Raw genomic sequence first — 19956 nt, forward strand, 5'->3', positions numbered from 1 at the left:
CCGAAGCAAAATCGTTTCAATTCTGAAACGCGGCATGTACGGATTATTTCGGATACCCAAGCGAATTAAAACGGCTGACACTGGTTTCGCCATCTCGGTGCAGCCCGCGCGCGGGGCCGCCGCTCCGGAGGTTCTCCAGAGGAATCGCGTCAAGTATCCAGTCGAACAACAATGCGAGAGCGAAACAACAATATGGCCGTGGGTCGCGGCCGCCAAAAAAGCAAGCGCCTTATTGCCGGGGAGACTTGAATGTCTGCAACAGGACGCGTTGGCCGTATCCGCTCGTGAGGGCCGGTTCGGCGGCGCGGTCGCACGCAAGGCCTCGCGTGCCGGGCATCGAACGAAGGATGGTGCGATGGAAATCGTCACTAGGCATCTGATCTATTTCTCGCGCGACCCGAGCGTGGAACTGCAACGCAGCTTCGACGCGCGCGGCTGGCGGGTCGAGCATGCGGCCACGGCGCGCGACCTGCGCCGGGCGTCTGCACGCGGCGGCGCGGCCGGCGGCCTGCTCGACATGTCGGGTATCGACCCGGGCGAGCTCGGCGACGTCGAGGCCTGCCTGAGCACGCCGAACGTCGGCTGGATCGCGGTGGCCCAGCGCGGCCAGATGCAGAACGTCGGACTGCGGCGGCTGGTACGCGATTACTGCTTCGACTACATGACGATGCCGTGCGACCGTGAGCGCATCGTCGAATCGGTCGGGCACGCCTACGGCATGGTCACGCTGGCCGAGCCGCCGCTGACGGCGGCGCGCGGGGAGGGGGAGGGCGAGATGGTCGGCGCGTGCGAGGCGATGCTCGGGCTGTTCCGCACGCTGCGCAAGGTCGCCTCCACCGACGCGCCCGTCTTCATCTCGGGCGAATCGGGCACCGGCAAGGAGTTGAGCGCCGTGGCGATCCATGAACGTTCGGCGCGCGCCGCCGCACCGTTCGTCGCGATCAATTGCGGCGCGATTCCGCATCATCTGTTGCAGTCCGAACTGTTCGGCTACGAGCGCGGCGCGTTTACGGGCGCGACGCAGCGCAAGATCGGCCGCGTCGAGGCTGCGCATGGCGGCACGCTGTTCCTCGACGAGATCGGCGACCTGCCGCTCGAAAGCCAGTCGAGCCTGCTGCGCTTCCTGCAGGAAGGGCGGATCGAGCGGCTCGGCGGCCATGCGTCGATTCCGGTGGATGTGCGCGTGATTTGCGCGACCCACGTGGACATGGAAGCGGCGTTGCGCGCCGGCCGGTTCCGCGAGGATCTGTATCACCGGCTGTGCGTGCTGAAGGTGATCGAGCCGCCGCTGCGCGAGCGCGGCAAGGATATCGAAGTGCTGGCGCGCCACATGCTCGAACGGTTCCGGGGCGATGCGAGCCGCCGGCTTCGCGGCTTCGCGCCCGACGCGATCGCCGCGATGCACAACTACACGTGGCCCGGCAACGTGCGCGAGCTGATCAATCGCGTGCGGCGCGCGATCGTGATGTCGGAAGGGCGCATGATCAGCGCGGCCGATCTGGAATTGACGGATTTCACCAAATCGGCGCCGATCTCGCTGAACGCGGCGCGCGAGGCCGCCGAGCGGCACGCGATCGAGATCGCGCTGCTGCGCCATCGCGGCCGGTTCGCCGACGCGGCGCGCGAACTCGGGGTGTCGCGCGTCACGCTGTACCGGCTGTTGGTGGCGCACGGCATGCGCGATCGCGACGTCGAGACGATCGGGCTGCCCATGCCGGCCGCCGGCTGAGTGTCGCGAGGCTTGTTAGAATCGCGGGACGGGCCGCGCTGGCGGCCGAAGGAACCCGCATGAAACAGTATCTCGATCTCGTTCGCACCATCCTCGATACCGGCTCCTGGCAGGAGAACCGCACCGGCATCCGCACCATCGGCATGCCGGGCGCGATGCTGCGCTTCGACCTGCAGCAAGGCTTTCCGGCCGTCACGACCAAGAAGCTGGCGTTCAAGTCGGCGATCGGCGAACTGGTCGGCTTCCTGCGCGCCACGCGCAGCGCGGCCGATTTTCGCGCGCTCGGCTGCAAGGTGTGGGATGCGAACGCCAACGACAACGCCGCCTGGCTCGCCAATCCGTATCGCACCGGCGTGGACGATCTCGGCGACGTGTACGGCGTGCAATGGCGCAGTTGGCCCGGCTACAAGGTGCTCGCCGCGCAGGCCACCGCGCAGATCGACGACGCCCTCTCGCGCGGCTACCGCGTCGTAACCGGCTTCGAGGACGGCGGCGCCCAGCAGGTGCTGCTGTACAAGGCGATCGACCAGTTGCGCGATTGTCTCGACACGATCATGCGCGACCCGTCGAGCCGCCGCATCCTGTTCCATGGCTGGAACCCGGTGAAGCTCGACGAGATCGCGCTGCCGGCCTGCCACCTGCTGTACCAGTTCCTGCCGAACGCGGCGAAGCGCGAGATCTCGCTGTGCCTCTACATCCGCAGCAACGACGTGGGCCTCGGCACGCCGTTCAACCTGACCGAAGGCGCGGCGCTGCTGGAACTGGTCGGCCGCCTGACGGGCTACACGCCGCGCTGGTTTACGTACTTCATCGGCGATGCGCACATCTACGAAAACCAGCTCGACATGCTGACGCAGCAGCTCGAACGCGAACCGTACGAAAGCCCGCGCCTCGTGATCGCCGAGCGCGTGCCCGAGTACGCGAAGACGGGCGTGTACGCGCCCGAATGGCTCGAACGGATCGAGCCGTCCGATTTCTCGCTCGAAGGCTATCGCCACCATGCGCCGCTGACGGCGCCGATGGCGGTGTAACGCTCCGGGGGCAGGCGGCCCTCATTTTCGGGGACGTTAAAAAAAGCCCGCGCCGTTTCGTTCGGCGCGGGCTTTTTGCGTTGAGGCGGGCGAGAGGCGCGGTGTCAGTGGCGCCCTGGGTGCCCCTCGTTCTGCGGTGCGTGCTGTGCGGGTGCCGGCGCCGGACGCGGCTGCTCGATATGGGGTGGCGGCGCGGCGGGGCGCTCGAAGTGCGGCTGCGGGGCGGGACGCGGCTGCTCCATGCGCGGGGCTTGCTGTGGTTCGAAATGCGGTTGCGGGCGCTCCATGCGCGGGGCTGGCTGTGGTTCGAAATGCGGTTGTGGCCGCTCCATGCGAGGCGCCTGCTGCGGCTCGAAGTGCGGCTGCGATTGCGCGCGCGGCTCCATGCGCGGCGACGCTTCATGCATCTGCGGCTGGCCGAACGACGGTTGCGGCAGGTTCCGGCGCGGCTCGTTGACCGGCTGCGGAGCGGGCTGCTGCGCCGGCATGCGCTGCATCGGCGCCGAATGCGCCTGCTCTGGCGGCCGCGAGACGAAACCGGGCTGCATCGTGTTCCCTGCTTGCGGACGCTGCCCCTCGACGCCACCCGACTGCCCGAACTGCGGCCGCGGCGGCACACCGTTCTCGCGCATGCCTTGCGGCTGGCCGGCATGGAACGGCGCGTTCGCGCGTTGCTGCGCGATCGGCGCATGCGGCTGAGTCCACGAAGGCGGCTGTCCCGCCTCCGACTGCCCCGGATGGAAACCGGCCCGGCCCGCATCCATCGGCGGACGCGGCACGCCGTTGCCGGCCGGCGCCGGTGCAGCCATCCCCGGCTGATGCGGCGCGAAGCCGGCCGTGGGTGGCATGCCCTGGCCGCCGCGCTGGATCGGCGCGCCGCCGCGTTCGGCGGACATACCCGGCATGCCCGGTTCGCCGCGCGGCATCACCTGGCCGCCCGCGGTGGCGGATCGCACGGCCGCCGGTGCCGGCTCGCCCGCCGGGTTCATGCCGCCCGGCCCGCGCGCCTCGCCACCGAACTGAGCACCCGGCCCGCGTTGGCCCGGCTGCAACACCGGCCCCTGACGGTTGACGAGCTGCACGTTGTGCATTGCCCACTGATTCGGCGCGCCGGCCAGCCCGGCGACCGGGTGCACCGGCCGCGCCGCATAGTTCGGCGGCGTGCTGCTGCGGACCACGGGCGCACCGGCGCCCGGCACGTTGCCGCCATGCCGCGCGAACTGCTGCGCCTGCCGGTCGTGGAACGCGGCCGGCACGACCGGATTGCGCGTCGCCACGATCGGATGGCCGAGCGCCATTTGCGGCGGCCGATAGCTCGCGTTGCGCAGCCCGCCCGCGAAGCTCTGACGTACCGGCGCGATGCCCGGCGCGCCTGCGCCGAGATGCGCGTTGCGCCACTGCCGCGGATCGACATGCTGCGCGAAGCGCGCCACCGGCTGGCCGTGCACGAACGCCTGCGCCGGGATGGCGGTCACGCCGTTGCGCACGCGGTAGTTGATATAGGTGTTGTGGATGTTGATGTTGTTGACGATCGTGGTGCGGTTCACGCGCTCGTAGTAGCGCGGGCTCCAGCCGCCCCAGCCCGGCCGCCAGGCCTCGTGCGGCGCGAGCGGGAACCACGCCACGCCGGCGGCCACCGCGCCGCCCACGGCCAGCCCGACGCTCCAGTCGAAGCCGCCGCCCCCGCCGCCGACGAAACCGACCAGCGCCGGCGCATAGCAAGGCGGCTCGGCCGCCACGACCGGGCCGGGCACCCAGGCCCAGTTGTCGTCGAGATAGGCCCAGCGGCCGTAGTGGTAGGGCGCGAAGCCCCACGGCGCGTCGTCGATCCAGGTCCAGCCCCACGGCGCCTGCCAGATCCAGTGGCCGGTGTGATACGGCGCCCAGCCGGCCGGTGTGCTGTTGGGCGTCCAGACCGCGCCGTATTCGGGCGTCTCGCGCCAAGTGCCGTTCGCGTCGAGATCCTGATAACCGGGGATGTCGCGCGACACGTAGCGCGCCGAGATCGAACGATCCTCGGCCGCGTCGCGCGCGGCGGCCCAGCCGTCGAACGGATCGGCCGGCGGCACGGCGTTGCCGGCCGTGCTCTGCAGGTTGGTGCCGGAAAACGTCAGTTGCTGGCCGGCCGCGATCGGGATCTGGCCGGCCTCGCCGTAGGCGGTCGCCGTACCGCGGCGCACGGTGACGGTGGTCGAGGCGCCGTCCGGCGCGACGTCGACGCGGTAGTCGCCGGGGCCATTGATGGCAAGCGCGAGGTTCGGCGTGTCGATCTCGTAGGCGCCGCCGGGTGTCAGTTCGCGCACGTGCGTCGACAGCGTGCCGATGCCTACCTTCAATTGCGTGCTGCTGTCGTCGAGATTGAGGATCGCGAGCGAGGTCGATTGGTCGAGCCGTACGGCCGTCGAGCCGATATGCAGTTCCGAGCGCGCGCCCTGGTCGTTCCAGAGCTGGTCGCCGCTGGTCAGCGGGCGGTTGACGGTCGCATACGACCAGTCGCTCGCGCCGGCCGGCTCGGTCGTGACCGGGCCGGACCGGTAGTCGAGCCGCGCGACGCGTGACGGCGGATCGCCGCCGGCTTGCTGCGCCGTGGGCGCGCCGTCCGGCTCGGGCGGTGTCTGGGCGAGAGCGGGCGGCAGCGCGGCGGCGAGCGTCGCGATCGCGAGCAGCGTCGAGGCGGCCAGCGAGCTGAGGGAATACGGGGCGCGGAGCGAGGTCATGTCGGACTCGTTATGGATCGTCGCGGGCGCGTACCTGGCCCGCGTGCGCCCACTGTACCCGCGCTCCGTGTATCCGGTTCGCCGCTTTTGTAATGCGCCTATGCACGGCGTAACAAAGCATGTCGCTGCCCGCGCGGCGCTCGTTGGCGGCCTTTACCGTGGGCTTCACGGCCGGCTTCGCGGCGTGTCGTCAGGCGTCGGCCAGCAGCGCCTCGAAACGGCGCTGCCCGTCGGGCGTGATGCGCAGCACGCGCGGCTGGCTGGCCGGTTCGACCCAGCGCGCGTCGAGCCAGGCGTCGAGCAGCGCCGCGCCGAGCGCGCCGGCCAGATGCACGCGCCGCTCGCTCCAGTCGAGGCAGGTGCAGGCGAAGCGCCGCTTGCGCTGGCGTTGCGCGCCGATGTCGATGCGCCAGCGCTGCACGAACGCCGCCGCGCCGAGCGGCGTCACGTCCACCTCGCGCTCGCGGGCGGCGAGCCAGCCGCGTTCGAGCATGCGGTCGTACACGCGCACGGCCAGTTCGCCGGCCATGTGGTCGTAGCAGGTGCGCGCGTGGCGCATTGCCGGCGGCACGGTGCGCGCGGCGGACGGTGTCGGGCGCGTGGCCGCCGTGGCCTGCGCGAGATTGGCGAGCGCCTCGATCGAGGCGGCGATGTCGGGCGAGGCGATCCGGTAATAGCGATGGCGGCCGCGCACTTCCAGCGCGAGCAGGCCGCCGTCGCTCAAACGCGCCAGATGGGCGCTGCCGGCCGACGGCGAAAGCCCGGCGATCTGCGTCAACTCGCCAGCCGGGCGCGCGCTGCCGTCCATCAGCGCCCACAGCATCGCCGCGCGGCCAGGGTCGGCCAGCAACGCGCCGATCCGGCTCAGGCCGGGAAAATGCGGGTCGGTCGCGATCATGGGCAGCTCCTGGAGGCGATGAGAATCCGCGTAGTGTAGGTGCGTCCGGCATCCGACGCTTCACCCGATCGTGAAACGTGGAATGCACGGAGCGCCGCGTAGAATGCGGCCATCGAACCTCGAGGAACGGACATCATGCGCGGAAGGATCAGGATGCTGCTGGCGGCGCTCGTGGCGGCCGGCTGTTGCGCAGGCTGCGCGAACGGCGGCGGTGCCTCGGACGGCGGCCACGGCAGCATCGAGATGTACGGCACGATCGACCAGGGCATCACCGTCCACAACTGACACGAGCAAGGCGGGCCGCGTCGGGGCGGTTCGCCGGCCCGGCCTCGTATAATCGGCGTTCCCACACGATACCGTCGAAACGGAGCCCAGATGTCGAACTCATCGCCCACCGCGCCCCTCGATCGCACCGAGACCGTGTTCCGTTTTCTCGCCGAGCCCACCTCGGTGAACTTCGGCGGCAAGGTCCACGGCGGTGCGCTGATGAAATGGATCGACGAGACCGCCTACGCCTGCGCGGCGATCTGGTCGAGCCGCTATTGCGTGACCGTCAGCGTCGGCAATATCCGCTTCCAGCGGCCGATCCTGGTCGGCAACCTGGTCGAGCTGAAGGCGCGTGTGGTCGCGACGGGCCGCACCAGCATGCATATTCACGTCTCGGTGCACGCGGGCGACCCGAAGGGCGGCGTGCTGCGCCAGACCACCGACTGCATGGTGGTGTTCGTCGCCGTCGACGAGAACGGCAACCCGCTGCCCGTGCCGCCGTTCGTGCCGAGCAACGATGAAGAACGCCGCCTCCAGCAATACGCGATGGACGTGCGCGCCGCGCTCGACAAGATCGTCGAACTGAAGCCCGAGGAAGTCGCGAAGGGCAGCGTCTGAACGGCGCGCCGCAAGCATCCTCGCAAAACGACAAGGCCGGCATTTGCCGGCCTTGTTCGTCGAGGGCGTTCAGCACGCCCTTTTGCGGCTCGTGCGGCGACGCTCAGTGGTTGCCGATCATCTCGCCCGGCTTGACCCATTCGTCGAACTGGGCATCCGTCACGTAGCCGAGCGCCAGCGCGGAGGCCTTCAGCGTGGTGCCTTCCTTGTGCGCCTTCTTCGCGATCTGCGCGGCCTTGTCGTAGCCGATGTGCGGATTGAGCGCCGTCACCAGCATCAGCGATTCGTTGAGCAGCGTATCGATGCGCGGGCGGTTCGGCTCGATGCCCACCGCACAGTGATCGTTGAAGCTCAACGCGCCGTCGGCCAGCAGGCGCACCGATTGCAGCACGTTGTGCGCGATCATCGGGCGGAACACGTTCAGCTCGAAATTGCCGCTCGCGCCGCCGAAGTTGACGGCCACGTCGTTGCCGAACACCTGGCAGCACAGCATCGTCACGGCTTCGGACTGGGTCGGGTTGACCTTGCCCGGCATGATCGAGCTGCCCGGCTCGTTCTCGGGAATCGACAGCTCGCCGAGGCCGCAGCGCGGGCCGCTCGCGAGCCAGCGCACGTCGTTGGCGATCTTCATGAGGCTGGCGGCGACCGTTTTCAGCGCGCCGTGCGCGAACACCAGCGCGTCGGCCGCGGCCATCACCTCGAACTTGTTGGGCGCGGTCACGAACGGCAGTTGCGTGAGCTTGCCGATCTCGCCGGCCACGGCCGCCGCGAACTTCGGATGCGCGTTCAGGCCGGTGCCGACCGCCGTGCCGCCCTGCGCGAGTTCGTAGAGGTGCGGCAGCGTCGATTCGACGTGGCGGATGCCGTGATCGAGTTGCGCGACGTAGCCCGAAAATTCCTGGCCGAGCGTGAGCGGCGTGGCGTCCTGCAAGTGGGTGCGGCCGATCTTGACGATCTCGGCAAACGCCTTCGATTTCTCGTCGAGCGTGGCGCGCAGGCGCTTGAGCGCCGGCAGCAACTGCGTGTGGATCGCGAACGCGGCGGCGATGTGCATGGCCGTCGGGAATACGTCGTTCGACGATTGGCCGCGGTTCACGTCGTCGTTCGGGTGGACCTTGCGCGACTCGCCGCGCACGCCGCCGAGCAGCTCGCTGGCGCGGTTCGCGATGACCTCGTTGAGGTTCATGTTGGTCTGCGTGCCCGAGCCCGTTTGCCAGACGGCCAGCGGGAATTCCTCGGGATGACGGCCGGCGATGATCTCGTCGGCGGCCGCGACGATCGCGTCGGCCTTGTCATTGGCCAGCACGCCGAGTTCGCGGTTGACGCTGGCGGCCGCGCGCTTGATCAGCGCGAGCGCGTGGATCAGTTCGGGCGACTGCTTTTCCGTCGAGATCTTGAAGTTCTGCAGCGACCGCTGCGTTTGCGCGCCCCACAGGCGGGCGTCCGGCACGGCGATTTCGCCGAACGTATCGCGTTCCATCCGTACTGCTTCGCTCATCTTGATGACTCCGTCACGAGAATTGGCTCCGCCGCGCGCGGCGGCGCGGCACGAAAGCGTAGGTGGGGACGGGCACCGTTCTCATGACGGCGTCCAGAGGCGACAAGCATAGCGCCGGGCGCGATTTTACGTCGGCTGGCGGCGCGGCGGGCAATGGGACGGGCGCGCGTGCGGGTATCGGCGCGGGGGGCGCAGGCGTAAAACCCGGGGGAGCAGGCAACCGGCCCGCGCGCCGTCGTGGCGTGCGCGGCCGGCTGCCGAACGGTCAGTGCGCGCTGCCGCGCGCCGCGCGGGTCTTGCTGTGGAAGCGCCAGGTCATCAGCACGGCGACGCTCGCGAGCCCCGCCGCCAGCCCCCACCACAGCCCGCGCGCGCCGAGCCCGACGTGGAACGCGAACCAGTAGCCGACCGGAAAGCCGACGCCCCAGTAGCCGAGCGTCGCGACGATCATCGGGATGCGCGTGTCCTTCAGGCCGCGCAGGCAGCCCGAGCCGACCGTCTGCATGCCGTCGACGATCTGGAACAGGGCGGCGATCGCGAGCAACTGCGTGGCCAGCGCGACGGTGCCGGCGTTCTTCGGATCGCCCAGATCCAGGTACAGCCCGACGATCGCGTGCGGCGCGGCGATCAGCAACAGCCCCGACAGCGACATGAACGCCACGCCCAGCCCGATCGCGGCGAAGCCCGCGTGCCGTGCCGCCAGCGGCGCGCCCGCGCCCATCCAGTAGCCCACCCGCACGTTGGCCGCCTGGCCGATCGCCAGCGGCACCATGAACATGACCGAGGCCACGTTCAGCGCGATCTGGTGCGCCGCCAGCGACGATTCGCCGAGCACGCCGATGGTCAGGCCGGTGGCGAGGAACAACGTCGATTCGACCCCGTAGGTGATCGCGACCGGCCAGCCGACGCTGACCAGCTCGCCCATCAGCGGCAGCTTCGGTCGCGACGCCGCCACGAAATGGCGGAACGCCGGGCGGCCGTGCAGCAGCAGGACCAGCGCGATGGCGGTCAGCCAGATCGACAGCGTGGTGGCCACCGCCGAGCCGAGAAAGCCGAGGCGCGGCAGGCCGAATGCACCGTGGATCAGGCCGTAGTTCAGCACCGCGTTCACGCCCACGCTCGCGATCGACACCCACAGCAGCCGGCGCGCCGCGCCGATCGCCGGCAGGAACGCGCGCATCAGGCCCACGCCGATCAGGCTGCCGGGCGCGGCGAAGCACAGCACGCGGCAGTATTCGCCGATGTTGCGCGCCAGCTCGGCCGGCTCGTGGAACATCAGCAGCAACGGTTCGGCGAACAGCAGCACGACGATGGCCGGCACCGCCAGCAGCAGCGACAGCGCCACGCCTGTCCAGTAGATGTGCGGGATGCGGTCGTCGTTCTGTGCGCCGCGCGCGTGGGCGACGCTGACGCTGACCGAGGTCAGCACGCCCTGCAGCACCGTGACCACGACGAAGAACAGCGTTGCGCCGAGGCCGCCGGCCGCGAGTGCGTCGGGGCCGAGCGAGCCGAGCAGGACGGTGTCGGTCACGCTCATCGCCATCTGCGACAACTGGGCGATCGCGAGCGGCGCGGCGAGACGGGCGGTGTCGGCGGCGTGACGGGAAAAGGAAGGCGGCGGCGCGTGGGCCGCGCGCGGGAGGCCGGGAAGCGACATGAAGGGCCGCGGGAAGACAGGCCCGCGCTCTCGGTTGTTGTAGTGAGACGGCAAGCTTACGGTTTTCCTGCACGGCTGTCGAATCGACATGCCGGGCAGTGGCGGGCGCCGCTCGGGCACCCGCGTCGGCGCTCAGGCGCCGTGGACGGCGATCCGCGTGTCTTCGAACAGCACCACCTGGCCCGCGCGGATCTTGCAGGTCTTGCGCAGCTCGGTCGCACCGTCCACCTTGACGGCGCCCGAGGCGACCAGCACCTTCGCGGAGCCGCCGCTGTCGGCCACGCCGGAGATCTTGAGCAGGTTGTGCAGTTCGACGTAATCGCCGGTCAGCGTGAAATCGAGGTTGGGCATGGGGCGATGCGCGCGAACGGCGCGCCATGTGTAAAAAAGCAAGGCTCGCATCATAAGCCAGCGCGCGGCCGGGGGCGAGCGCGGCGCGCGAAACCGCCGGATTGGCGGGCTGGAGCGGGTTCGGCCGGTGTGGGCGCGGAACGGGAACGTTCGCTGCGTCAGGAAACGGGACCGGAAGCGAAGATCCCGATCCCGAGGCGCCGGCGGATGGCCCATGTAAGTGGATGTATGCCAACCGTCAGCAAATGCAAGCTTGGGTAACAGTCGGCGTTTCCGGCGAACCGGCCGCGGCACGGGCCGGTCTGTCTACCAACTGCCGCATGTCGCGGCGGGGCGGCGCGGCCCGTTTCGAAGGCCGTGCCGGCCAATTCCCCGAGGAGGAATGCTATGACCACGATTCGCAAAATGCTGATGAGCGCCGCGCTGGTGACGACGACCGTGTTCGCGGCAACATCCGCGATGGCCCAGGCCGGTGGTGGCGCGGGCGGCGGTGCTGGCGGTGGCGGCGGCGGTGCCGCCGGCGCGGGCGGCCAGTCGGGCGGCACCGGCGGCAACGACGCCGCACCGACCGCACCGGGCAACGGCACGCCGGCCAACAGCGGCGCGATGAGCGCGCCGGGCGCCAAGCACACGATGAAGTCGCATCACGCCAAGACGCGCGCGAACAGCTCGGCGCATGGCGCGAACTCGAAGGCGGGCGATGCCGTGAACGGCAATACGAGCGGCATGTCGCCGGCCGGCAACGGTACGCCGGGTTCGGGCCAGTCGCAGTAAGCGATGCAGGCGGCAACGGGCGCGACGCCGATCCGCCTTTGCCGCTCAGGGCTTGAAAACGGCAACGGGCCGAACCTCGCTTCGCGCGGGGTTCGGCCCGTTTTTATGCCACGCCAGGGCAGGCGCGGCGTACCGCGTTATTGACGCTGCTGCGGCGGCCGTGCTGCCGGGTTCTGCTGCGCGGTCCTGGCCGGCGTGGGCACCATGAAGATGCTGCGCAGCCAGGCGGCGAGCCGCGTGAACACGTCGTGCGGTTCCTCGACGAAGATTTCCGGTTTCAGCAGACGCAGGTATTCCATGATCTGCTGCGCTTCCTGTTTCTGGAACGAGCCGTGCGACAGCCCGAGCCGCAGCAGGCCGCGCAGCTCGCCGAGCTTCTCGCGCGCCGTGCTGCCCACGCTCATCTCGCAGGCCAGCTTGGCTTCGTAGACGCGCTGGCGCAGCGATTCGGCCAGCCGCCAGGCCGGCGTCTGCATGCGCTCCTCGAGCGTCTGGATATCGTGCACGGCCGATTTGATCTGCGCGGCCAGCGGATCGACCAGCGAGGCGTCGCCCTGCGCTTCCGTGACGATCGCGGCGGCCCAGTCATGGCAGGCCTTCAGCAGTTCGTCGGGAGTCCATTCGCTGCGCGAGGCAAAGCCGAAGCCGAACGTTTCCGCCTGACGCATCAGGATCTCGACCACGTTCGGGAATTCCTTGTCGAGCGTGCGCTTGGCCCAGGCGTACTGGCCGCCCTGCAACATGCGCTGCACGGCGTGCTCGGTGAGCGGCACCATGTTGTCGAGCAGCTTGGCGCGCAGGAAATCCTCGAACGAGGGCGTCGCGAACTGCGGATCGAGCTTCAGCGAGACACGCACGAACGCATCGAAATCCTTGCGCAGCGACGTGATGGTGTCGTCCTTGATCGACAGCGTGATATGACCCATGAATTTCTCGGAACGCGGTGGCTGCCGGCGTCGACCACGCTGCCGGCATGCGCCGCCCGCATCGGCCGGCCGTGGCTGATGCCGGCCGGCTCCGTCGCGATTGGCGCCAGGAGGGTTTTCCTCTCTTATCGGCGCGTGCGAAAGAAACTTGAGGGCCTGGGCGCGCCGGCCGGGCTCGGTCCGTCTGATCCGGCTCCGCTCGACTCTGCCCGGTTCGGCCCGCGCCGATCCGGGCGAGTCCGGCGGCGATTCAGCGACGAATCCGCTGATTGAGTTCGGCGCGCTTGGCCCGATTCAGGCCGGCAGCCAGCGCGGCATCACCACGCCTTGCCAGGCGAAGAACACCGCCAGCCCGACGGCGATCGTCAAGAGCGGCCGGCGCGTGGCGGCCGAGACGATCACCGCCGCCAGGCCGCCCACCAGTTGCGGATTGCGCAGGCTGAACTCGACGCCGCCGCCGTGCGGCGCGACCGTCATCGGCACGATGATCGCCGTCAGCACCGTGACGGGCACGAAGCCGAGCGCGGTGCGCACCAGCGGCGGGAACACGAGCCGTTCGCCGAACAGGAACAGCGTCGTGCGGATCGCGTAGGTGACGGCGGCCATGCCGAGCAAAATAAGGACGTAGCTCACGAGGCGGCCTCCGAGCAACGGCGCGCGCGCACGTGATCGCGCAGCGACAGCGCGACGCCCACCGTCACGCCCGCCACCACGGCGGCCAGCAGGTTCAGCTTGTACGGCAGCGCATGGCAAAGCTGGGCGATCACGCCGGCCGTGGCCGCCGCGGCCAGATAGCGGAACGCGGCCAGTTGCGGCACCACGATCGCGATGAACGTGGCGGCCATCGCGAAATCGAGCCCGAGCGCCTGCAGGCCTGGGAACGCCGCGCCGAACAGCAGCCCGACCACGGTCCAGATCTGCCAGTTCACGTACATCGCGACGCCGGAGCCTAGGAAATAGTGCGGCCCCATTTCGCCGGGCCGCGTGTGGCGGTAGCGCGCGTAGGCCACCGCGAACACCTCGTCGGTCATCAGCGCGCCGAGCGTGGCGCGCCAGCGCAGCGGCAGATGCGCCACATACGGCGCGAGCGTGGCCGAGTAGAGCAGATGGCGCAGGTTGACGATCAGCGTGGTGGCGATTACCACCAGCGCGCCGGCGCCGCCGGCCAGCAGGCCGATCGCGATGAATTGCGCCGAGCCGGCGAACACGATCAGCGACATCAGCTCGCCGTGCCACCAGGCCAGCGGGCCGGCCGTGACGAGCGTGCCGAAGATCACGCCGAACGGCGCGGCGCCGACCATCATCGGAAACGTATCGCGCGCGCCGTCGGCGAATTCGCGCAGCGGGCGCTGCGTGAGGGATGGATTGGGGTGAGACGGGTTCAACGGTGAGTCCTCCTGAACGCCGAGCATAGCGAAGCGGCATCAGGCAGGCTTGTACGTTCTTGCGCGGCGGTGGACCTACTTCTTCGCGCTTTGCCAGCGGCCCGGCGGCACGCCGAACATCCGTTTGAAGTGGCGCGTGAAATGGCTCTGATCGACGAACCCGCTGGCGGCCGCCACGTCGGCCACGGCCAGGCCCGCGCGCAGCGGTGCGAGCGAGCGTTGCAGGCGCAACTGATTGCGCCACGCGTGCGGCGCCATGCCGGTCGCGCGCGCGAACAGCCGCGCCGCATGGAACGGCGACAGCCCGGCCGCCTCGGCCATTTCGGCCAGCGTGACGGGCATGGTCAGATCGGCGGCGAGCCGTTCGCGCATGCGCGCGACGCGGGGTTCGTCGGCGGCGGGCACGCCGGCGCGCGGACGGCCGAGCGCATGCCGCACGAGCAGCGTGGAGAGCGCGTCGAGCAGCGCCGTTTCGGCCGCGAGCGGTTCGACCAGGCCGCGCGGCAGCGGTGGGGCGGCGAGCGGGCCGGGCGGCGGCGGGGGATCGTCGTGGGCCGGCGCGATATCGATGCCGTCCGCTTCGAGCAGACGATGCGCGAGCAGCAGGCGGCGCGCGCAGTCGGGATCGTGCAGCGCGTCGTCGGGGAACCACGGCACCGGTTGCGGCGATCCGGCGATTTCGTCGGCCAGCGCGCGCAGGTAATCGATCGGCACGTAGGACACGCGATAGCGCCAGCCGTCCTCGGTCGCGCGCGAACCGGTATGCACCTCGCCCGGGTGGATGATCGGCATCGAGCCGGTATCGGCGATCCGCAGGCTGCCGCGATAGCGGTAGTGCTCGGCGCCGGTTTCGATCACCGGCACCGTGTACGCGTCATGCCAGTGCGGCGCGAAAGTGTGCTCGCGATAGGTGGCGGTGACGAGATCGGCCTCCGGCAGCAACGGCGTGCGCCAGTAGCGGGCGGCATCGACGAGACGGGCGGAGCGCATGGCGTGGCGACGGGAACGGGCGGTATTACTTGAGCGGGATCGGCGTGGTGTCGGGCACCGGCACGGCCGTGACGCTGTTCTTCGCGCTGCCCGACACCACGCGATCGCTGTAGGTGAGGTACACCAGCGTGTTGCGCTTCTTGTCGACCACGCGCACCACGTGCAGGGTCTTGAAGATGAACGACATGCGTTCGCTGAACACGTCGGTCTGCTGCTTGAGCGGCTGCGTGAAGCGGATCGGCGCGACCTGGCGGCAGGCGATCGACGCCTCGCTCGGGTCCTCGGCCAGGCCGAGGCTGCCCTTGATGCCGCCGGTGCGCGCCCGCGATACATAGCAGGTCACGCCCTGCACGAGCGGGTCGTCGTAGGCTTCGACCACCACGCGATCGGAGCCGGTGACGCGGAAGTTCGTGTTGACGCTGGCGACTTCCTCGGCGCCGGCGGCGAACGGAAGCAACGAGACGGCGAGGCAGGTCGCGGCGGCAAGGCGATGGTGGATCATGGGCGGGGCGGGCAGGAATGCGAAAGGAATTCGACTCTAGCACGGCGCGCTGCCGGGTTTTCGCGCGGGCAACGATGCGAAAACGGCGAGGGGGGCGGAAAAACAAAAAGGCCCGTCGTGAGACGGGCCTTTTCGCTGTTTGGCTCCCCGACCTGGGCTCGAACCAGGGACCTACGGATTAACAGTCCGGCGCTCTACCGACTGAGCTATCGGGGAATAAATCGGTACTGCGTTTGTTCAGTGCGGGCTCGCTGAAACCAGCGCGCCAAGCATTTTTGGCTCCCCGACCTGGGCTCGAACCAGGGACCTACGGATTAACAGTCCGGCGCTCTACCGACTGAGCTATCGGGGAACAAACAGCAGAGAACCGAGATTCTATGAGGCTAACGAAAACGTGTCAAGCCCCTGCGCGAAATTTCCGGAAACCCGGATGCGAGGCTGCGCCGCGGACGGGCGCAGCATGGCGAGATCAGCGCTCGAGCAGGTGCAGTTTGTCCTGCACGTCCTTCCACTCGTCGGCGTCGCCGGGGGCGGGCTTCGTCTTGGTGATCGACGGCCACAGCTTGGCCAGTTCGGCATTCAGCGGCGTGTATTGCTGCTGGTCGCCGGGAACGTCTTCCTCTGCGTAGATCGCATTGGTCGGGCATTCGGCCACGCACACGGCGCAGTCGATGCATTCGTCCGGATCGATCGCGAGAAAATTGGGACCTTCACGGAAGCAATCCACCGGGCACACATCGACGCAATCCGTGTATTTGCACTTGATGCAGCCTTCGGTCACAACGTGAGTCATTCAAAACGCTCCTGCTTGGCGATGATATGTGTGGGGGTAGGCTTTGCGCCAAATGCGGCATTGTAACTGAAGCGGAAAACCCTTATCCAGCCGCTCCGGCCCTGCCTTATACCGTTTCGTGATTAGTTTATGGCGTGGGGGCGAGTCGCCGCGACGGGGATGGTCTGGCGCGCATTCGGGTAACATGCGGCAGGCATGTCCGGGCAGGGCGCTCGCGTGGAAACGCTGCGGCTCGTTCCGGTTCCGGCGCTTCCTCGCGGCCGGGGTCGTGCGCGGCGGTCTTCGCGCGTTAGGCAGTCTTTCTAGGCAGTCTCGAATCATGATCATTACTTCGCTGCTCGACACCGATCTGTACAAGTTCACGATGATGCAGGTGGTGCTGCATCACTTCCCGGCCGCCAACGTCGAATACCGGTTCCGGTGCCGCAATCCCGGCATCGATCTGGTGCCGTATATCGACGAGATTCGCGACGAAGTGCGCGGCCTGTGCCATCTGCGTTTCACCGAGGCCGAACTCGATTACCTGCGCGAGATGCGCTTCATCAAGGGCGATTTCGTCGAGTTCCTCGCGCTGTTCCATCTCAACGAAAAATACATCGAGATTTCGCCGTCGCCGAAGGCCAACGGCGAGATCGACATCGTGATTCGCGGCCCGTGGCTGCACGCGATCCTGTTCGAGATCCCGGTGCTGGCGATCGTCAACGAGGTGTACTTCCGCAACACGCAGACCGAGCCCGATTACGGCGAGGGCCGCGATCGCCTGCGCGACAAGATCACCCTGCTCGGCGCGAAGCCCGAATTCTCCGAATGCAAGATTGCCGATTACGGCACGCGCCGCCGCTTCTCGAAGGTGTGGCACGAGGAAGTGGCGATGACGCTGCGCGATGGGCTCGGTGCGCAGTTCGCCGGCACCAGCAACGTGTATTACGCAAAGAAGCACGGCATCACGCCGCTCGGCACGATGGCGCATGAATACCTGCAGGCCTGCCAGGCGCTCGGCCCGCGGCTGCGCGATTCGCAGATCTACGGGCTCGAGATGTGGGCCAAGGAATATCGCGGCGACCTCGGCATCGCGCTGTCCGACGTGTACGGCATGGATGCGTTCCTGCGCGATTTCGACATGTACTTCTGCAAGCTGTTCGACGGCGCGCGCCACGATTCCGGCGATCCGTTCGAGTGGGGCGAGCGCATGATCCGCCACTACGAGTCGAACCGCTGCGATCCGCGCACCAAGGTGCTGGTGTTCTCCGACGCGCTCGACATCCCGAAGGTGCTGCAGCTTTACGAGCGCTTCCGCGACCGCTGCAGGCTCGCGTTCGGCGTCGGCACCAACCTGACCAACGACCTCGGCTACCGGCCGCTGCAGATCGTCATCAAGATGGTTCGCTGCAACGGCCAACCGGTCGCCAAGCTGTCCGATTCGCCGGGTAAGAGCATGTGCGACGACAAGAACTATCTGGCCTATCTGCGCCAGGTGTTCGGCATCGCCCAGCCGGACGAGGACAGCGCGGGCAAATAAGGCCGCGAGCCGGCACGCGCCCCCCGGGCGCGCTGCCGGGGCCTGTCCGAACGGCCGGTGGCGGGCCGTCGCGCCGGCGCCGGCCGTTATAATCGAGCGCGATCCCACCGCCACGTTCACGAGGACCGCACATGGACACGTCGGCTGCCCGCCGCAAGATCTTCGCGCGCATCCGCGCGGCCCAGGGGCGCCCGGCCGAAGCCGAGGCGCACGAGCACGAACAGGCCGCCGATTACCTGGCGCGCCATCCGGCCGGCCCGCGCCCGCCGATGCCCACCGATCCCGACGCGCTCGTCGCACGCTTCACCGAGGAAGCCGTGCGCATGGCCACCACGGTCGAAGCCGTCGATACGCTGGCCGACGTGCCGGCCGCCGCCGCGCGCTATCTCGCCGAACACGCCTTGCCCACGCAGGCGATCGCCTGGCGCACGCTCGCCGAACTCGATTGGCGCGCGGCCGGCCTCGACATCGAATGCCGCAAGCCGCGCGACGGCGATCTGGTCGGCATCACGGGCTGTTTCTGCGCGACGGCCGAAACCGGCTCGCTGGTGCTGCTGTCCGGGCCGGACACCTACGCATCGGCCGCGCTGCTGCCGGAAACCCATCTCGTGGTGGTGCCCGCCTCGCGCATCGTGGCCGGGCACGAGGAAGCGTTCGCGCTGATCCGCGCCGAACACGGCGAGTTGCCGCGCGCCGTGAATATCGTGTCAGGGCCGTCGCGCACCGGCGATATCGAGCAGACCATCGTGCTCGGCGCGCATGGTCCGTACCGCGTCCACGCGATCATCGTGGGCGGCGCATGAGCCGCGCCGCCCGTTCTTTTTTTTCGCCGCTGCATGGCGCGCTGCGTTTGCCGCGCGTACCGTTCGCCGCGTGCGTGCCGGTGCTGGCCGTGCTGGCGCTGATGCCACTGCCGGCCTCTGCCGCCACGCTCGATGGCGCCACGCTGTCGGCGCTGTGGGGCCTGCCGTTCGCCGGCATGCTGCTGTCGATCGCGGTGTTCCCGCTCGTCGCGCCGTTGTTCTGGCATCACCATTTCGGCAAGATCGCCGCGGCCTGGGCGCTCGCGTTTCTCGTGCCGTTCGCGGCCGTGTTCGGCGCGGGCGTGGCGTTCGGCACGCTGGTGCATGCGCTGCTCGAGGAATACATCCCGTTCATCGTGCTGCTGACCACGCTCTATACGGTAGCGGGCGGCATTTGCGTGCACGGCGATCTGCACGCCTCGCCCGCGCGCAATACCGGGCTGCTCGCGCTCGGCGCGCTGCTCGCGAGCCTGATGGGCACCACCGGCGCCGCGATGCTGCTGATCCGGCCGTTGCTGCGCGCCAATGCCGCGCGGCCGCGCGTGGTGCACGTCGTGGTGTTCTTCATCTTCCTCGTGGCGAACGCGGGCGGCGCGCTGTCGCCGCTCGGCGATCCGCCGCTGTTTCTCGGCTTCCTGAACGGCGTCGATTTCTTCTGGACCACGATCCATCTCGCGCTGCCCACGCTGTTCATCTGCGGCGTGCTGCTGGCGGTCTTTCATGGGCTCGATAGCTGGCGTTTCCGGCGCGACGGCGACGGTGGCCGTGGCGATAAGCCCGCCGGCGTCGCGCCGGTGCCGATCCGTATCGAGGGCACGTTCAACTTCGTGCTGCTGGCCGTGATCGTCGCGCTGGTGCTGATGAGCGGCATCTGGAAGCCGGGGATCGTGTTCGACGTGTTCGGCACGCACGTGGCGTTGCAGAACGCCGTGCGCGACGTGGCGCTGATCGCTGTTGCGCTGCTTTCGCTGGCGCTGACGCCGCGCGCGGCGCGTGAAGGCAACGCGTTCGACTGGGCGCCGATCGAGGAGGTGGCCAAGCTGTTTGCCGGCATCTTCGTGACGATCGCGCCGGTCATCGTGATCCTGCGCGCGGGCGCGGGCGGCGCGTTCGCCTCGATCGTGCATCTGGTGACGGACGCGCACGGCGAGCCGATCGTGCCGATGCTGTTCTGGGCCACCGGTTTGCTGTCCTCGTTCCTCGACAACGCGCCGACCTACCTCGTATTCTTCAACCTCGCCGGCGGCGATGCGTCGACGCTGATGACCACGGGCGCTGCCTCGCTCGCGGCGATCTCGGCCGGCGCGGTCTTCATGGGTGCGAACAGCTATATCGGCAATGCGCCGAACTTCATGGTGAAGGCGATCGCCGAATCGCGCGGGGTTCGCATGCCGAGCTTCTTCGCCTACCTGGGCTGGTCGTTCGGCATTCTCGTGCCGGTGTTCGCGCTGACCACATGGCTCTTCTTCTCCGCCTGAGCAGGGCGGATTTCAACGCG

19 protein-coding genes and 2 tRNA genes are annotated in these 19956 nt (G+C 68.8%); 8 read left to right on the forward strand and 13 right to left on the reverse strand.

Going from position 1 to position 19956, the window contains the following annotated elements:
* Positions 1-355: 355 nt before the first annotated feature.
* Positions 356-1729, forward strand: coding sequence for a sigma 54-interacting transcriptional regulator (locus AB4850_RS17340; RefSeq protein WP_414444253.1), 1374 nt, complete (start codon positions 356-358; stop codon positions 1727-1729).
* Between the two features lie 59 nt (positions 1730-1788).
* Positions 1789-2760, forward strand: coding sequence for a thymidylate synthase (locus AB4850_RS17345; RefSeq protein WP_414444254.1), 972 nt, complete (start codon positions 1789-1791; stop codon positions 2758-2760).
* A 104-nt stretch (positions 2761-2864) separates the two neighbouring features.
* On the opposite strand, the gene AB4850_RS17350 is transcribed toward AB4850_RS17345, so the two are convergent.
* Together AB4850_RS17350 and AB4850_RS17355 are read right to left on the reverse strand one after the other, a co-directional pair.
* A complete protein-coding gene (locus AB4850_RS17350) occupies positions 2865-5477 on the reverse strand; it encodes a DUF6600 domain-containing protein (protein WP_414444255.1) in 2613 nt (870 codons plus the stop codon).
* Between the two features lie 190 nt (positions 5478-5667).
* The gene (locus tag AB4850_RS17355; protein WP_414444256.1) at positions 5668-6375 is read right to left on the reverse strand and encodes an ArsR/SmtB family transcription factor; all 708 of its coding nucleotides are present in this window, start codon (positions 6373-6375) and stop codon (positions 5668-5670) included.
* 135 nt (positions 6376-6510) lie between these two features.
* On the opposite strand from AB4850_RS17355, the gene AB4850_RS17360 reads away from it, so the two are divergent.
* Positions 6511-6660, forward strand: a complete 150-nt coding sequence (locus AB4850_RS17360) for a hypothetical protein (protein WP_414444257.1) — start codon at positions 6511-6513, stop codon at positions 6658-6660.
* A gap of 90 nt (positions 6661-6750) precedes the next feature.
* A complete protein-coding gene (locus tag AB4850_RS17365; RefSeq protein ID WP_414444258.1) occupies positions 6751-7260 on the forward strand; it encodes an acyl-CoA thioesterase in 510 nt (169 codons plus the stop codon).
* A gap of 103 nt (positions 7261-7363) precedes the next feature.
* Here AB4850_RS17365 and fumC read toward each other — a convergent pair whose 3' ends face one another.
* The 3 genes from fumC to AB4850_RS17380 form a co-directional block, all read right to left on the reverse strand.
* Complete coding sequence (gene fumC, locus AB4850_RS17370; protein WP_414444259.1) at positions 7364-8758, reverse strand: class II fumarate hydratase; 1395 nt, start codon at positions 8756-8758, stop codon at positions 7364-7366.
* A gap of 265 nt (positions 8759-9023) precedes the next feature.
* A complete protein-coding gene (locus AB4850_RS17375) occupies positions 9024-10415 on the reverse strand; it encodes an MATE family efflux transporter (protein ID WP_414444260.1) in 1392 nt (463 codons plus the stop codon).
* Positions 10416-10547: 132 nt separating this feature from the next.
* Entirely contained in the window at positions 10548-10766 is a 219-nt protein-coding gene (locus AB4850_RS17380; protein ID WP_414444261.1) for an RNA-binding S4 domain-containing protein, read from the reverse strand.
* 387 nt (positions 10767-11153) lie between these two features.
* On the opposite strand from AB4850_RS17380, the gene AB4850_RS17385 reads away from it, so the two are divergent.
* On the forward strand, positions 11154-11540 hold the full coding sequence (locus AB4850_RS17385) for a hypothetical protein (RefSeq protein WP_414444262.1): 387 nt from the start codon (positions 11154-11156) through the stop codon (positions 11538-11540).
* 137 nt (positions 11541-11677) lie between these two features.
* Here the strand turns inward: AB4850_RS17385 and AB4850_RS17390 are convergent, their stop codons facing one another.
* From AB4850_RS17390 to fdxA, 8 genes are all read right to left on the reverse strand, one after another.
* Positions 11678-12466 carry a DUF4088 family protein gene (locus tag AB4850_RS17390; RefSeq protein ID WP_414444263.1) on the reverse strand — a complete coding sequence of 263 codons (789 nt, stop codon included), beginning with the start codon at positions 12464-12466 and terminating at the stop codon, positions 11678-11680.
* Between the two features lie 294 nt (positions 12467-12760).
* Complete coding sequence (locus AB4850_RS17395) at positions 12761-13099, reverse strand: AzlD domain-containing protein (RefSeq protein ID WP_414444264.1); 339 nt, start codon at positions 13097-13099, stop codon at positions 12761-12763.
* Entirely contained in the window at positions 13096-13878 is a 783-nt protein-coding gene (locus AB4850_RS17400) for an AzlC family ABC transporter permease (RefSeq protein ID WP_414444265.1), read from the reverse strand. Before AB4850_RS17400 ends, AB4850_RS17395 begins: the two co-directional genes overlap by 4 nt.
* A gap of 48 nt (positions 13879-13926) precedes the next feature.
* Complete coding sequence (locus tag AB4850_RS17405; RefSeq protein WP_414444266.1) at positions 13927-14841, reverse strand: AraC family transcriptional regulator; 915 nt, start codon at positions 14839-14841, stop codon at positions 13927-13929.
* Between the two features lie 25 nt (positions 14842-14866).
* Positions 14867-15343 (reverse strand): CreA family protein, encoded by a 477-nt coding sequence (locus tag AB4850_RS17410; RefSeq protein ID WP_414444267.1) that lies wholly within the window; start codon positions 15341-15343, stop codon positions 14867-14869.
* Positions 15344-15483: 140 nt separating this feature from the next.
* A tRNA-Asn gene (locus tag AB4850_RS17415) sits at positions 15484-15559 on the reverse strand.
* A gap of 60 nt (positions 15560-15619) precedes the next feature.
* Positions 15620-15695: transfer RNA gene (locus tag AB4850_RS17420), tRNA-Asn, on the reverse strand.
* A 117-nt stretch (positions 15696-15812) separates the two neighbouring features.
* Positions 15813-16136 carry a ferredoxin FdxA gene (gene fdxA / locus AB4850_RS17425; protein WP_206130446.1) on the reverse strand — a complete coding sequence of 108 codons (324 nt, stop codon included), beginning with the start codon at positions 16134-16136 and terminating at the stop codon, positions 15813-15815.
* Between the two features lie 319 nt (positions 16137-16455).
* Here fdxA and pncB point away from each other — a divergent pair, with 319 nt between their 5' ends.
* The 3 genes from pncB to AB4850_RS17440 all read left to right on the forward strand — a co-directional run bounded on the left by pncB (position 16456) and on the right by AB4850_RS17440 (position 19936).
* On the forward strand, positions 16456-17655 hold the full coding sequence (pncB, locus tag AB4850_RS17430; protein WP_414444268.1) for a nicotinate phosphoribosyltransferase: 1200 nt from the start codon (positions 16456-16458) through the stop codon (positions 17653-17655).
* Between the two features lie 131 nt (positions 17656-17786).
* On the forward strand, positions 17787-18458 hold the full coding sequence (locus tag AB4850_RS17435) for a LutC/YkgG family protein (protein WP_414444269.1): 672 nt from the start codon (positions 17787-17789) through the stop codon (positions 18456-18458).
* Between the two features lie 101 nt (positions 18459-18559).
* Complete coding sequence (locus AB4850_RS17440; protein WP_414445538.1) at positions 18560-19936, forward strand: sodium:proton antiporter; 1377 nt, start codon at positions 18560-18562, stop codon at positions 19934-19936.
* The last annotated feature ends 20 nt before the right edge of the window (positions 19937-19956 follow it).

The sequence above is a fragment of the Burkholderia sp. 22PA0106 genome, from assembly GCF_047497155.1.
Taxonomy (GTDB): domain Bacteria; phylum Pseudomonadota; class Gammaproteobacteria; order Burkholderiales; family Burkholderiaceae; genus Burkholderia.

Coding starts and splice junctions, on each gene's coding strand:
- AB4850_RS17340 (WP_414444253.1), top strand. CDS start 356: ATGGAAATCGTCACTAGGCATCTGATCTATTTCTCGCGCGACCCGAGC.
- AB4850_RS17345 (WP_414444254.1), top strand. CDS start 1,789: ATGAAACAGTATCTCGATCTCGTTCGCACCATCCTCGATACCGGCTCC.
- AB4850_RS17350 (WP_414444255.1), bottom strand. CDS start 5,477: ATGACCTCGCTCCGCGCCCCGTATTCCCTCAGCTCGCTGGCCGCCTCG.
- AB4850_RS17355 (WP_414444256.1), bottom strand. CDS start 6,375: ATGATCGCGACCGACCCGCATTTTCCCGGCCTGAGCCGGATCGGCGCG.
- AB4850_RS17360 (WP_414444257.1), top strand. CDS start 6,511: ATGCGCGGAAGGATCAGGATGCTGCTGGCGGCGCTCGTGGCGGCCGGC.
- AB4850_RS17365 (WP_414444258.1), top strand. CDS start 6,751: ATGTCGAACTCATCGCCCACCGCGCCCCTCGATCGCACCGAGACCGTG.
- fumC (WP_414444259.1), bottom strand. CDS start 8,758: ATGAGCGAAGCAGTACGGATGGAACGCGATACGTTCGGCGAAATCGCC.
- AB4850_RS17375 (WP_414444260.1), bottom strand. CDS start 10,415: ATGTCGCTTCCCGGCCTCCCGCGCGCGGCCCACGCGCCGCCGCCTTCC.
- AB4850_RS17380 (WP_414444261.1), bottom strand. CDS start 10,766: ATGCCCAACCTCGATTTCACGCTGACCGGCGATTACGTCGAACTGCAC.
- AB4850_RS17385 (WP_414444262.1), top strand. CDS start 11,154: ATGACCACGATTCGCAAAATGCTGATGAGCGCCGCGCTGGTGACGACG.
- AB4850_RS17390 (WP_414444263.1), bottom strand. CDS start 12,466: ATGGGTCATATCACGCTGTCGATCAAGGACGACACCATCACGTCGCTG.
- AB4850_RS17400 (WP_414444265.1), bottom strand. CDS start 13,878: ATGCTCGGCGTTCAGGAGGACTCACCGTTGAACCCGTCTCACCCCAAT.
- AB4850_RS17405 (WP_414444266.1), bottom strand. CDS start 14,841: ATGCGCTCCGCCCGTCTCGTCGATGCCGCCCGCTACTGGCGCACGCCG.
- AB4850_RS17410 (WP_414444267.1), bottom strand. CDS start 15,343: ATGATCCACCATCGCCTTGCCGCCGCGACCTGCCTCGCCGTCTCGTTG.
- fdxA (WP_206130446.1), bottom strand. CDS start 16,136: ATGACTCACGTTGTGACCGAAGGCTGCATCAAGTGCAAATACACGGAT.
- pncB (WP_414444268.1), top strand. CDS start 16,456: ATGATCATTACTTCGCTGCTCGACACCGATCTGTACAAGTTCACGATG.
- AB4850_RS17435 (WP_414444269.1), top strand. CDS start 17,787: ATGGACACGTCGGCTGCCCGCCGCAAGATCTTCGCGCGCATCCGCGCG.
- AB4850_RS17440 (WP_414445538.1), top strand. CDS start 18,560: ATGCCACTGCCGGCCTCTGCCGCCACGCTCGATGGCGCCACGCTGTCG.